The organism is Dellaglioa sp. CoH-57-MRSF-19 (assembly GCF_056781975.1).
Genome location: NZ_JBXAXW010000006.1, coordinates 51,242 through 64,662, shown reverse-complemented (window position 1 = coordinate 64,662; position 13,421 = coordinate 51,242). Strand labels below are relative to the sequence as shown.

General features: G+C 34.4%; 17 protein-coding genes, 1 other RNA gene and 1 riboswitch. Of the genes, 1 reads left to right on the top strand and 17 read right to left on the bottom strand.

The window, feature by feature from the left end; all coding sequences use genetic code 11:
• Positions 1-89: 89 nt before the first annotated feature.
• From galE to brnQ, 4 genes are all read right to left on the bottom strand, one after another.
• On the bottom strand, positions 90-1,079 hold the full coding sequence (galE, locus tag AC1RO3_RS06855; protein ID WP_481761942.1) for a UDP-glucose 4-epimerase GalE: 990 nt from the start codon (positions 1,077-1,079) through the stop codon (positions 90-92).
• Between the two features lie 121 nt (positions 1,080-1,200).
• Positions 1,201-1,590 carry a tautomerase family protein gene (locus AC1RO3_RS06850; protein WP_481761941.1) on the bottom strand — a complete coding sequence of 130 codons (390 nt, stop codon included), beginning with the start codon at positions 1,588-1,590 and terminating at the stop codon, positions 1,201-1,203.
• Between the two features lie 13 nt (positions 1,591-1,603).
• The gene (locus AC1RO3_RS06845) at positions 1,604-2,125 is read right to left on the bottom strand and encodes a folate family ECF transporter S component (RefSeq protein ID WP_481761940.1); all 522 of its coding nucleotides are present in this window, start codon (positions 2,123-2,125) and stop codon (positions 1,604-1,606) included.
• 40 nt (positions 2,126-2,165) lie between these two features.
• Positions 2,166-2,264: riboswitch (THF riboswitch) on the bottom strand.
• Between the two features lie 63 nt (positions 2,265-2,327).
• Positions 2,328-3,689 carry a branched-chain amino acid transport system II carrier protein gene (gene brnQ / locus AC1RO3_RS06840; RefSeq protein ID WP_481761912.1) on the bottom strand — a complete coding sequence of 454 codons (1,362 nt, stop codon included), beginning with the start codon at positions 3,687-3,689 and terminating at the stop codon, positions 2,328-2,330.
• Positions 3,690-3,784: 95 nt separating this feature from the next.
• Here brnQ and AC1RO3_RS06835 point away from each other — a divergent pair, with 95 nt between their 5' ends.
• Entirely contained in the window at positions 3,785-4,762 is a 978-nt protein-coding gene (locus tag AC1RO3_RS06835; RefSeq protein WP_481761911.1) for an asparaginase, read from the top strand.
• Positions 4,763-4,823: 61 nt separating this feature from the next.
• On the opposite strand, the gene AC1RO3_RS06830 is transcribed toward AC1RO3_RS06835, so the two are convergent.
• The 13 genes from AC1RO3_RS06830 to AC1RO3_RS06770 form a co-directional block, all read right to left on the bottom strand.
• On the bottom strand, positions 4,824-5,564 hold the full coding sequence (locus AC1RO3_RS06830) for an acyl-[acyl-carrier-protein] thioesterase (RefSeq protein ID WP_481761910.1): 741 nt from the start codon (positions 5,562-5,564) through the stop codon (positions 4,824-4,826).
• A 12-nt stretch (positions 5,565-5,576) separates the two neighbouring features.
• Positions 5,577-6,458, bottom strand: coding sequence for a 16S rRNA (cytidine(1402)-2'-O)-methyltransferase (gene rsmI / locus AC1RO3_RS06825; protein WP_481761909.1), 882 nt, complete (start codon positions 6,456-6,458; stop codon positions 5,577-5,579).
• Positions 6,455-6,811 (bottom strand): DNA replication initiation control protein YabA, encoded by a 357-nt coding sequence (locus AC1RO3_RS06820; RefSeq protein WP_481761908.1) that lies wholly within the window; start codon positions 6,809-6,811, stop codon positions 6,455-6,457. The genes rsmI and AC1RO3_RS06820 overlap by 4 nt, the downstream gene beginning before the upstream one ends.
• Positions 6,812-6,833: 22 nt before the next feature.
• Positions 6,834-7,841, bottom strand: a complete 1,008-nt coding sequence (gene holB / locus AC1RO3_RS06815) for a DNA polymerase III subunit delta' (protein ID WP_481761907.1) — start codon at positions 7,839-7,841, stop codon at positions 6,834-6,836.
• Positions 7,842-7,853: 12 nt separating this feature from the next.
• The gene (locus AC1RO3_RS06810; protein WP_409021519.1) at positions 7,854-8,183 is read right to left on the bottom strand and encodes a cyclic-di-AMP receptor; all 330 of its coding nucleotides are present in this window, start codon (positions 8,181-8,183) and stop codon (positions 7,854-7,856) included.
• A gap of 19 nt (positions 8,184-8,202) precedes the next feature.
• On the bottom strand, positions 8,203-8,844 hold the full coding sequence (gene tmk, locus AC1RO3_RS06805) for a dTMP kinase (protein WP_481761906.1): 642 nt from the start codon (positions 8,842-8,844) through the stop codon (positions 8,203-8,205).
• A gap of 164 nt (positions 8,845-9,008) precedes the next feature.
• A complete protein-coding gene (locus AC1RO3_RS06800; RefSeq protein ID WP_481761905.1) occupies positions 9,009-9,251 on the bottom strand; it encodes a YaaL family protein in 243 nt (80 codons plus the stop codon).
• An 18-nt stretch (positions 9,252-9,269) separates the two neighbouring features.
• The gene (gene recR, locus AC1RO3_RS06795; RefSeq protein ID WP_409021522.1) at positions 9,270-9,869 is read right to left on the bottom strand and encodes a recombination mediator RecR; all 600 of its coding nucleotides are present in this window, start codon (positions 9,867-9,869) and stop codon (positions 9,270-9,272) included.
• A 27-nt stretch (positions 9,870-9,896) separates the two neighbouring features.
• Entirely contained in the window at positions 9,897-10,211 is a 315-nt protein-coding gene (locus AC1RO3_RS06790; protein WP_409021523.1) for a YbaB/EbfC family nucleoid-associated protein, read from the bottom strand.
• Positions 10,212-10,228: 17 nt separating this feature from the next.
• A complete protein-coding gene (gene dnaX, locus AC1RO3_RS06785) occupies positions 10,229-11,944 on the bottom strand; it encodes a DNA polymerase III subunit gamma/tau (protein ID WP_481761904.1) in 1,716 nt (571 codons plus the stop codon).
• An 87-nt stretch (positions 11,945-12,031) separates the two neighbouring features.
• Positions 12,032-12,118, bottom strand: an RNA gene (ffs, locus tag AC1RO3_RS06780) — signal recognition particle sRNA small type.
• A 47-nt stretch (positions 12,119-12,165) separates the two neighbouring features.
• A complete protein-coding gene (tadA, locus tag AC1RO3_RS06775; RefSeq protein ID WP_409021525.1) occupies positions 12,166-12,660 on the bottom strand; it encodes a tRNA adenosine(34) deaminase TadA in 495 nt (164 codons plus the stop codon).
• Positions 12,661-13,263 (bottom strand): class I SAM-dependent methyltransferase, encoded by a 603-nt coding sequence (locus AC1RO3_RS06770; protein ID WP_481761903.1) that lies wholly within the window; start codon positions 13,261-13,263, stop codon positions 12,661-12,663.
• Between the last annotated feature and the right edge of the window lie 158 nt (positions 13,264-13,421).

The following is a 13,421-nucleotide window of genomic DNA, read 5'->3' as shown; positions in this document are numbered from 1 at the left end:
TTTAGCACAAAAATAGTATCACAAATTTTTTCTAAGAGAAAATTAACAAAAAAATAGGACAAATAATTGTCCTATGGTTAATAACTAATTTATTTTGAAAATCCATTTGGATGCGTCTGTTCAAAAGTCCATGCTGTCTTAATGATATCTTCCATATTTTCATACTTAGGAGCCCAACCAAGAATTTCATGTGCTTTTTCACTTGCTGCAATTAAAGTTGAAGGATCACCTGCACGACGTGGTGCAATTTCTGCAGGAATTTCTTTACCTGTTGCACGGCGTGCTGCTTCTAGAATTTCCATATTTGAAAATCCATTAGATGAACCCAAGTTAAAGGCATTACTTTCATTTCCCGCAAGTAAGTAATCTAAGGCGCGAATGTGCGCATCTGCTAAATCAAGAACATGCACGTAATCACGGACGTTTGTACCATCTTTGGTATCATAATCGTCCCCAAAAATTTGTAATTTTTCACGTTCTCCGTTAGCAACTTGTAAAATAATTGGAATTAAATGTGTTTCAGGATTGTGATCTTCACCGATGCTACCATCTGGTTTTGATCCAGCAACATTGAAATAACGTAATGCGACAAACTTAACACCATCTGCAACGTCAGTCCAGTGCATAATTTTTTCCATGGCTAATTTACTTTCACCATATGGATTTGTTGGAATTTGAGGGTCATCTTCATGAATTGGGACAACTTTAGGTTCACCATATGTTGCAGCTGTTGAAGAAAAGACGATTTTTTTAACGCCAACTTCAGTCATGACTTCAAGTAAATGAATCATCCCTGCTGTATTATTGTCAAAATATTTTAATGGTTTTACCATTGATTCACCAACAAGAGATGAAGCTGCAAAATGAATAACTGCTTCAATATCCTCATTTTTGAAAACATTGCGCATAAAATTTTTATCCGCAATATCTCCTTGATAAAATTTTGCCTTTTTATTAACAGCCTCTAAGTGCCCTGTCACTAAATTATCGACAACAACAACATCACGACTATTTTCTACTAATTGATCAACAGTATGTGAACCAATGTAACCTGCGCCACCCAAAACTAAAATTGACATTTAAATTCCTCCAAATAGTTTATTTTCTTTATTATAACTTATTTTAGTAAATTTATCAGTGATTCACCCTTCTTTAGCAAATAAATAGACGACGAAAATAAATTCGCCGTCTGGTTAATTTCTATAAGTCACCCGTTAAAAATTGTGCTTGGCCCATGCCAAAGCTCCAATCTTCATCAGTATTAGTTGTTAAATTAATCATTAAATCTTCTGGTCTCAATCCAACTTTTGTTTGTAACTGTTGCATTAACTGTTGATAGAAGGTTTCTTTTTGCTCTGTCGTTCTTGGTCGCGTTGTTAAACTAAAGACCAATACTTCTTTTGTTCGCATAAATCCAAGCCCAGTATCTAAAATTTGCATTTCATTTATTGGATGTTGAGTGACAATTTGATATCTGTCACTAACTGGTGCGCCAAATGAATTAAGCATTACATCATAAGCAATATCTAAAATTTCTTTTATTTGGCCTTCAGAACGGCCTTCAATCATATCAATTTTCATCAATGGCATAGATTGAATCCTCCTATAATCGTTTACCTAATCTTTGGATTTGTTTATTATTACCAACCATATATAACAAAATAATTTGAATTGGAATTAAAATTAAATCTTTGATAGCACGTGCATAGATAATTGTCCAAGGTGACTGGTACATTAATACTAGCCAGAATGTATTTAACAATAAATCAATAACAACGACATTGATTAATACGGCAATAATAATTCGCGGTAACGTAAATGGTTTTTTATAAAATACAAGTCCATAGAAAAACGCACCTAAGAAAGCAGATAGCGAGAATCCCCAGAAAAATGTACCTCCTTTACTGAATAATACTGTTCCAAGTAAATCCGATAAAACAGAACCAATACCACCCAGTAATGGGCCAAACCACGCCGCTAATAGATAAGTCGCAATAAAAGTGAAACTTATCCGTAACGTCAATACCTGATACGATAATAAATTAGTTAGAATAATTTGACCAGCCAATAATAGACCCATCACCGCTATATTCTTTGCGGTTAACCTCTTTGTTAAATTTTCCATGATTCAGACATCTCCTCGTTGGAGTTGCCACATTGTGGTATGCGGCGAATGCGAAAACACAACCGCAGCTATCGCTAGCCTTCGTCCAAAAGACACATTCCGTCCTTTTGGCACTTAACGCTGTATTCTCTACCCCGAAATTTTGTATTTTACTACTTGTGTAGTATACCACTAAAAAGAAAATAACTTTGGGTGTTTCTTTTTAATTTATTTTCTTTTCACGAATCATAAAAATTAGTCCCATAAGTAATCCTAACGCAGCAGGAACTATCCAACTTAAGCCAATATTAAACAGTGGTAAATAATGATTTGCAAATGCTAACATATTTTTAGCAAAAGCTAAATTTTTAATTGAAATTGGCATCGCGTTTAGTCCATCAAAAATGGCACTAAAAAGCGTTAAAACGGTTAACCATTTGTAGATAATGCTGACTTTTAAGTCATACTTATTTAAAGTAGGTTCTAAACAGGCAGCAATCATCAATACAATAGCAAGTGGGTAAAGCAACATCAAAACTGGTGTTGATAATGTAATTAATTGATCTAACCCAACGTTGGCAATTAAACAACTAATCACACAACCAAGTGTTAAATACAATTTATAGCTACCATGACCAATAATTTCAACACATGTTTTAGCACATGCGCTAGTCACGCCAATTGCCGTTTTAATACAAGCAACAACAATAATTGCAGCAAGAAAGAAACTTCCGAATTGTCCAAAATAACGTTGAGCAACTTGAGCTAAAATAGCACCACCATTACCAGAATGTGGAAATACACCCAGACTCGTTGCCCCAAGATAGGCCAAGCATGTATAGATGATTCCCATCAAAATAACACTGATACTACCAGAATAGATAATCCCTTTAGTAATTGATTTAGGATTCGTAATACCTAAATCTTTAATTGTATCCACAATGATAATACCAAAAGCCAAACCAGCGAGTGCATCCATAGTGTAATATCCTTGCCCAAAAGCAGACATAAAAGCACCATTCTTGTAAGAACTTGTTGCGGGGAAATCTGAAAAATTACCCATTGGCTTAATAAATACAAATAACAATAAAATAGCCAACGCACATAAAAATATGGGATTTAAATACTTACCAACATAGACTAATATCTTGGTTGGTTTAACTGCCAAAAGCCAAACTATTGTGAAGAATAAAATTGAAAATAATAATAGCCATACTGAATGTTGGCTGGCTTTAATATGTGGTGCAATTCCAATTTCAAACGGAATAGTTGCTGATCTTGGACCTGCAAATAGCGGTCCAATAGTTAGGTAGAGCAACATTGTGAAAATTATGCCATACGTTCGATTAACCTTAGAGGCTAAATCGAAAACTCCCCTACTTTTAGACAATCCAATAGCAATTACACCTAAAAAAGGTAACCCAACACCAGCAATTAGAAAGCCTAAATTACCTATCCACAGGTTTTGTCCGGATTGTTGACCTACAAAGACTGGAAAAATTAAATTTCCCGCGCCAAAAAATAAACCGAATAACATTGAGCTAATAAATAAATACTCATTCTTACTTAATTGTTTTTCTTTCATTCTCATAACCACCTTATCTGTTCATATACAGTAACAAATTCATAGTCAAAGTACAATATAATATGTATAATCTAAGTGTCAGCAAGGAGGAAAATATGAAAAAAATATTAATTTTACACACTGGTGGTACAATCGCCATGTCTGAAAATCAAGAAACAGGCGCAGTTGCACCTGGTGCAGAAAACCCTTTAAACCAAGTTGAAAATCCATTTGGTGATCGTTTCGATTTAATCACTGAAAATATTTTTAACTTACCATCCCCACATATTGGCCCCATAGAGATGCTAATTATTCAAAAAAGAATTATGCGTGCATCCGCGGAAGCGATTGATGGTATTGTTATTACTCACGGTACGGATACATTAGAAGAAACTGCTTATTTTTTAGATCTTACATTACCGAACCATCTACCTGTCGTTTTAACAGGTGCTATGCGTTCCGCAAATGAAATAGGCTCAGATGGCTTACACAATTTTCAAACAGCCATCTTAACTGCAGCAAGTGATGATGCAGTTGATAAAGGTGTCTTAGTTGTTATGAATGATGAAATTCATACAGCACGCTATGTAACAAAAACACATACAACAAATGTCGCAACTTTTAGAACACCAACGTTTGGCCCAATTGGTAGTATCGCTAAAGATAACGTGACCTTTTTTGCCGAATTGCTAAGCCAGACTTGCTTAGCAATCGACAAAGTTGTTGATCATGTTTATTTAATTAAGGCTTATGCTGGAATGGATGCTGATTTACTTGGTTTTCTTAATAATGACCAAACGAACGGTATTGTCATTGAAGCTCTTGGTGCAGGAAATCTTCCCCCACAAGTTTTAGCTAATCTTCAAAAATTAATTGATCGCGATATTCCAGTTGTAATTGTTTCACGTTGCTTTAATGGCGTGGCACAAGATGTTTACGACTATGAAGGTGGTGGCGTTCAATTGAAAAAAATGGGCGGCATCTTCTGTCGTGGCTTAAATGGTCAAAAAGCAAGAATCAAACTATTGGTTGGATTAAGTGCTGGTCTTGAAAAAGAAGAACTCTCGATTTATGTCGCAGATGCTTTATCATAAAAATATAAAAAATGCTCTGAGTAACTGGATAGACTTCCAGTTACTCAGAGCATTTTTTATTCTAACGTTTCGTCCACTCACAGTCAGCTTCACAATAAACATCATCACCAATTTTAATCTGGTGATGTGTCGTTAAGTTATCAATAACAACGATACTATCTATCTTATGACCATAGTGAATTTCTTTTTCATATTTAATATTCATATGTTTCAAATCATGTGACATTAAAAAGTCTTCTGACAATGAATCTAATAACCAATCAAAATATTTTGAATTGTTTACATGTTGATTTGGATCAATATCAAAGAATCGAACGTCATATGATTTTTTAGCAGCTATTGTATCTTCTTTCATGATACCAACTGGTTTCTCCAAACGCTCAATTCTTCGTGTATATTCAGCACCAAAAGGTTCAATAACTTCTGGCAATACACGAGTCATTTTACGTGTTTTATGATCCATTAAAACAAATACAGCATGAATATGTGCACACTCATTACCTGCTTCATCATGAACCCAGAAATCTCGGTAACAGAAGAAACGATTGTACGAAACAGCCTCAGTAGTTAATGTTAAATTCTCATCAATATGTGGTATTCTCGAAATATCAATAAGATATTGTGTAATAACCCAACCAAAGCCCAAATTTGTTAAATCTTTTTCAGTAATTCCTAAGCTATCACTTTGGTCTGTTGAAACCAAAATAATCATGTTAATTAGCATTGCTACTGTCACACGCCCACTTTTATCGCCTTCATAGTAAACCGCACGATGTAGCTCACTAAATTTATTATCTGCCAATATGTTCACTCCTTAAATCTGATGATACAGATTATAAACTTCTTGTTTTTTCATCTCTTGTTTCTTAGCAATCTCTTTTATCGCATCATTAGTTTTCATACCTGTTTCAATCAAATAATCAACTTGTTCTTCAATTGACATATTAGCCAGATGATCAACTTCCGTTGCTTCTGGCGAATCATTTCCCTCAACAATTACACAAAATTCTCCACGGACTTGCTCAGTGCCAGCCCATTTGATAGCATCATCCAGTGTTCCACGCAAGAATTCTTCATAACGTTTAGTTAATTCTCGGCATAGTACAACTTTACGCTGACCACCAAGGCTAGCAGCTATTTGTGTTAATGTTTTTTTCAAGCGATGTGGTGCTTCATAAAAAATAAGCGTCATTGTTTGATTTTTCAACTCAGCTAATTCTTCTTTTTGACTCTTAGGTTTTCGCGATAAAAAACCATAGAATAAGAACGGTTGTGGCGCTAATCCAGAAGCTATTAATGCAGTGATCCCGGCATTTGCCCCAGGAAGTGGCACAACTGGAATCTTAGCTTCAATACATGCTTTAACAAGATCATGCCCAGGATCACTAATTGATGGCATTCCTGCATCACTTACTTGTGCGATTGATTGACCAGCCAATATTTTATCAACAAATTGCGGAATACGTTCTTGCGTATTATGTTCATGAAAACTCAATTGACTTGTTTCAATTTCAAAATGATTTAATAATTTTTGTGTGTTTCGTGTATCTTCGGCTGCTATATAGTCAACCTCTTTTAAAATATCAATCGCTCTAAACGTCATATCAGATAAATTACCAATTGGTGTCGGTACTAAATATAATGACCCAGTTGTCCCTTTACCTTGAAAACTGCTTTGTGCTGCTATTTCACTCATACTTCGCGCTCCCCATAAATTAAATCTAAACAGAAAGCACAAGGTTCATCATCGACTCGACGTGATCCGTACATCCCTTCAATATTACAAATATGAAAACCTTGATCATATAATTTTTCTAAGTTTTGACGTGATTTTGACAGATTTGCATCGGAAGATTCATTAAAATTCTTAGACGTTTGTCGTTCTATTTCACTTAATCGTTCTCTCAAATGTTGGTTTTCAATCTCCAATTCAGCGTTATTTTCAAGAACACCAGTCATATCAGATTTTATTGTTTCAAAACTCGATAACATTTTTTTCATTTCTTCCTCGATAGCTATAAAATTATCATATAGTTGACGCTTATCCACAAAATCACCTTCATTTCATATTTTATAAATCTATTAATTTTAACGTTGTTACTTCAATTGCACTTTGAAATGTCATATTTATTTGGAGCATCGTTTTAATTTGTAAACAACCATCTAATATAGCAACTAACTTTTTATCACTAATCATTTGAGTTATTTTATCAATTTCAGTTAAACGATTAGAAAAACTCACTTGTTCCTTACGATTATAACGGACAAGTAAACAATCACGCGCTAACAGTACCATTAAATCAACCATCAATGCCTGTTGTTGTTTTTCTTTTGCGAGTGGCACTAGTTTTGTTTGTACCAAAATGAAACTTTCAGCATCATTTTTCAATAATTTACTGAACCAATTCCAAACTTGATTTGTCATTTCAGTAAAATTCTCATCTTGTGCTAATGCTACAGCATGGCTTGTACTCTCAGTTACATGAACAAGTAACTGAGCCTGATCTTTCAAGATACCTTGATTTAATAAATTTTGAATCAATTTTTCTTGAGAGAGTGCGACAAAATTAACCAGTTGGCACCGTGATTGAATAGTTGGCAAAATTTGATTTTTATTTTCTGTTAATAAGAAAGCTTTCACATTTCCAACAGGCTCTTCTAAAAATTTAAGTAAACTGTTCGCAGCACTAGCTGTCATACTCTCAGCTTTTTCAATTATAAAAATCTTTTGGCTACCTTCAACACCACTTTTTGAAAATTCTGATTTCAAAAATCGAATTTGATCAACTTTAATTGACTGGCCTTCAGGCTTAACACTCACGATATCAGGGTGATTACCTGATAGAATTCGTTGACATTCACCACATACACCGCAAGGCTTTTGATCCTCGTCAGCAGTACAAAAGAGTCGCATTGCAATCCATTGTGCTAGTTCAACCTTACCAATACCTTCTGGTCCGGAAAATAGATAAGCATGGGCTAACTTATTTGTTATTATCAATTTTTCAAAATGTTCAATTAATTTTGGCTGTAATTCTTGAATTTTAATATTACTGGTTTCATCAGCTAATTCTGTCATTACTATTTACTCCTAAAATTGATGAAACTCTTCTACTGGTAAGACAAATACTGTTGCACCACCAACCTGAACTTCTAATGGAAATGGTACTTGTGCATCCATTGAAACATCTAAGTTAACAGGGGGGGCCATAAATTGTTCACGCGTTGATGATGTCTCTTTAATGATTTGTAATACCTCATCAACACGTTCATCTTCAATACCAATTAAAAAGGTTGTATTACCAGACTTTAAAAAACCACCAGTTGTTGATAGTTTTGTTGCACGGACATTTGAATCTATAAATATATTGCTTAATCGGTTACTATCTTTATCTTGAACAATCGCTGTAATTAATTTCATTTGAATTCCCTCATTTCATTTATTTAAAAGACTCGGGTAATTTTTTCTTCAGAACGTCAATACAATCGTCAATTACTTTTTCCAAAGGTTGCGCCGCATTAATGGTTATAATACGTTCTGGATTTTTCACTGCTAATTGTTGGTATGCTTTGCGTACTTTTTGATGGAACTCTAACTTTTCATCATCTAAACGATTTATTTCATTTTGACGATGCTCAAAAATTCGTTTTAATCCAATTTCTGATGGTACGTCAAAGTATAAAGTTAAATCAGGTTCTGTTCCATTTGTTGCAAATAGGTTCATATCAGCAACCGCTTGCGTTCCGATATCTCTACCAGCACCTTGGTAAGCAATTGAACTATCAACATAACGATCACATATTACAATTTTATCTTCCTTAAGTGCTGGGAAAATTATTTCTGCGATATGCTGACGTCTTGATGCTGCAAACAATAATGCTTCAGTTCGTTTATCCATCTCTGGATAATCTTGATTTAAGACAACTTCACGAATGGCTTCAGATATCGGACTTCCACCTGGTTCACGTGTTATAACTAATTCTTTTACCAAGTTATTTTGTATCTTTTTTATAATACCTTTTAAGGCACTCGTTTTGCCGGACCCATCTGGTCCTTCAATCGTTATAAATTTTCCAGTCACATTAACGACCCCAATACTTATTATTATTGTACTTGAATCTTAAAAACCTGTCCATAAGATAAACCTACTATTAGTATACTATCTCTTATTTAATAAATCTAATCAGCATTTCACAAAAAAACGCCAAGACAAGTTAGGCGAATTGTCTCAACGTTCTTTCTAATTTAATGTGTGATTACTGAAGCCTGCATATGCCCTTTAACTGAACGAACACGCGCTTCATTATAGAGAAAGAAATATCTTTTTCTTGCCATCTGTGTTTCATTAATTAATTCTTCATCAACTTCGTAAATGGCCTCTTCAGTTTGTTTGGCTTGATCCCATGCTATTTTAGCGAGATCAATTGACTCTAGCAACTTAGCGTCATACTCTTTACGTAATTTAAGTTTTGTTTTTTTATTAAACATTACACCGTCAGCTCATTTCTATATTTCAGTACGTCCTTCAATCGCTTTAAACAACGTCATTTCATCTGCGTACTCAATATCGCTACCTACAGATAGTCCATGGGCTAATCTTGTCACTTTAATTCCAGCCGGTTTAATCAATCTCGATAAATACATTGACGTTGCTTCACCTTCTGGCGTTGCATTTGTCGCAATAATAACTTCCTGCATATCGGGATGCGATTGAAGACGTGTTAATAAACTTGTGATATTAATATCTTCCGGCCCTTTACCTTCAATTGGTGATAATACACCATGAAGCACGTGATACAAGCCGTGATACTCTTTCATTTTTTCTAAAGACATCACATCTTTAGGTTCTTCTACAACAATAACTTTGGTTTGATCACGTGATGAATCAGAACAAATCTGACAAGGATCTTCTTCAGTAATATTGCCACAGATACTACAATAATGTAGGTCTCGTTTGGCAGATATTAGTGATTTAGCAAAATCGGTGACATCATCTTCATCCATATCAATTGTAAAAAAAGCTAATCTTGTAGCAGTTTTACCACCAATACCTGGTAATTTCATATAACTTTCAATCAATTTTGCGATAGGTTCAGGATATTGCATTTTCTTTAGCCTTCTTTAATTTTAAGTTTATAGTCCAGGCATCCCTTGAGAATATTTACCCAATTTATCAGTTGTTGTTTTTTCAATTTTTGTCATAGCATCATTAACAGCCATAATAATTAAATCTTGTAACATATCAACATCATCAGGATCGACTGCTTCTTCTTTAATCATGATATCAGTCATTTTTTTGTCCCCTGTAAAGGTTACCTTAACTAAATCATTTGAAGCTTCGCCAACAAATTCAGTTGCATTCAAAGCCTCTTGGTCTTTTGTCATATCTTTTTGTAATTTTTGCATTTGTTTCATCATACCTTGCATATTACCATTTCCACGCATCATTATTAATTACTTCCTTTCTAATCCTGTTTAATTTCTATATTTTCTGTTCCAAAAATTTCTTCAGCTTTTGAAACAATTGGTTCTACTACTTCAGGTTCTGGCTCAATAATTGTTTCAGTTCCCTCGTGCTCATTTTGTTTAATGTAAGATTTTCGGACTTCTGGCCATTGCTCTGCTGTAATACAGACCACCTTAGGGACATGATGTAATAATCGATCTAACCCATTACCTAAAGCATCGAGTAACTCTGTATCACTTGAAGCTTTGACAGACAAGAATTCGTAATTAAAACTAACAAGTACACTGTCAGGACTAGCCGCAACCGGTTCACTAGCTTGCATAATCGCACGTTGTGTAACTGAAAGTTGATGCAACAACTCTGGCCAAACCTGTTTTAATTGTACCAAACTTTCTTTTGTTGCGTGATCTAAAATAGGATAAATTTGAGATAAATTTAATGTTGCTTTTTTTTGAGTAGAGGCAACTTTTTTAGGCTTAGCTATTACTGCCACTTGCGGTTGATTATCATTCTGACTTAAATCAATTATTTGCTTTTTCAAGTCTTCAACTGTTTTAGTTAAATTATTAATTTGTTTAGATGCATCTGAACTTAATTCTGATTGAGTCGTCTCCGCAATCGTATCAGAGGTATTAAATTGTGATAATCGAATTGTTAATACTTCTAAATAAACATCTGGATGTGTTGTAAATCGCATTTGTTGTTGAATTTCATTTAAAACATTTATCATTTGGTATAAGAAATCAGCAGAAATAGTCTGTGATAAGTTTTTAAAATCATCATTAACCATCCCTAATTCTAGTTGATTAATAAGTGCTGGTGCTTGCTGATATAATAGTAAATCACGACTATAGGCAATTAAATCTTCGATTAATCTAGTTGAATCTTTACCTTCGTCTATAATTGCTTGTATCGTTTCTAATGCCTCAGTAGTCGCTTTTTGACTAACTTCCGTGACGTAATTCTGTATTTTATCCTGTGTTACACTACCGGTTACTAACAAAGCATTATCCAAAGTCACCTTGTTATCACCGAATGAAATGACCTGATCTAAAATACTCAAAGCATCCCGCATTCCACCTTCAGCTGCTTTAGCGATAACTTTAAGCGCTGGTTCTTCATATTCAATTCCTTTTTCAGACAAAATATAAACCATTCGTTCATAACTGTCAGCTGGCGTAATACGCTTGAAATCAAATTTCTGAGTTCTAGAAATAATGGTTGCTGGAATCTTATGTGGTTCCGTTGTAGCAAGAATAAAAATAACATTTTCAGGTGGTTCTTCAAGCGTCTTCAAGAGTGCATTAAAAGCACCCGTAGATAGCATATGAACTTCATCAATAATATAGATTTTAAAATCAGCTTGTGTGGGTGCATACTTTACTTTGTCACGGATATCACGAATTTCTTCAACCCCATTATTAGAAGCGGCATCAATTTCGATAACATCGTTTAATTGACCATTCGTAATAGCGATACATGTCTCACATTTGTTACATGGTTCGCCATTTTCCTGGAAGTGACAATTAACTGCCTTAGCAAAAATTTTAGCTGCGGACGTTTTACCTGTTCCACGTGGACCATTAAAAATGTATGCATGACTTGTTTGTTGTGTCATAATTGCATTTTTCAACGTCTGCGTAATCATGTTTTGTCCAACTAAATCACTAAATTTTTGTGGACGCCAGACACGGTATAAAGCTTGGTAACTCATCACAATCTCTCCTTTCAAAATCTATAAATAGCTTTTTAAATAAAAAAATCTCTCAGCCATTTCTGACTAAGAGTCTTAAATAATCATAATTACTTAAGGCACAAAGTGAATCAAACTTAGTGCTGCTTCCTTCCGGATCTGACACAATTCGTAAGCACACTATTGCCTTAAGGCCTTGCGGCAATTATTATAATACATTAAATTCCAACAAAAAGCTACCTTTATGATTGCTTTTTTTCTTTTCTTTTACGACGAACTTCTCTAAAGAATGATTGGAGTAGGTCTTTGGCTTCATCTAATAATAATCCAGATTCTACTTTTGCTTGATGATTAAATCGTTCATCCGTTAATAAGTTCCCAATGCTGCCTGCAGTTCCTGCTTTAGGATCAAATGCACCAAAGTAAACTTCGGGGATTCTTGAATTGATAATCGCACCACTACACATTGGGCATGGTTCTAGTGTTACGAATAATTGCGCATCTACAAGACGCCAGCTATGAATCGTAGCACAGGCTTCTTGGATGGCTAAAATTTCAGCGTGAAGGGTTGCATCTTGCACGTGTTCACGAATATTATGGCCTCGTCCAATAATCTCACCATTTTGTACAACAACACAGCCAATTGGTACTTCACCAATAATTTTTGCATTTCTTGCTTCATATAAAGCTTCGCGCATAAAAAATTCTTTTTGTTCTTCAGTTAATTTTTCTACCATTTACTTCACACTCATTAAAATATAGTAACCTTTATCTTTTAAAATAATGTCACAATTACCAAAAACTTCAGTCATTCTCTTTTGAGCCGAACTTGCCCCTTGTTTCTTTTGTAATACAGCAAACAATTGTCCGCCAACTTTTAAATGGTCGAATGCGCCACTTAAAATTTCATGAACGACCTCTTTGCCTGCTCTAATAGGCGGGTTTGTAAGAATTGCAGCATAATCTGTCTTTTTTACATGACTGTATGCGGCAGATTCAAAAACTTCTATATTATTAATTTTATTGATTACCGCGTTCTTCTTTGCTAATTCTAATGCTAATTCGTTTACATCTGTCATGTCTATTTTTCGTTCTGGTTGATTCTTGGCTATAGCAAGTCCTATTGGACCGTATCCACATCCAACATCTAAAATATTTCCCGGAATTATTTTTTGTTGCTCAACTGCATTTAATAAAACTCTTGAACCAAAATCGACTGTTTTTTTTGAAAATACACCATTATCTGTGGTAAACTTAAACTCGTTGTTCAACAGTTTAAATGTCCATTCTTTTTCATCATGAATAACATCTGGATTTTTCGAAAAATAATAATTCGTCATATTTTTACCTACTTTCTCAATAGTTTCTATAATACGGAGAAAATCGAATTTTCGCAATCAAAATTTAATATAAACAATCCAAGACCTTGAACACTACATCTTGTGTGATGCAACTTAAAATCACACTAAATGTAGTGTTTTTTTCAATTGATTTTTGG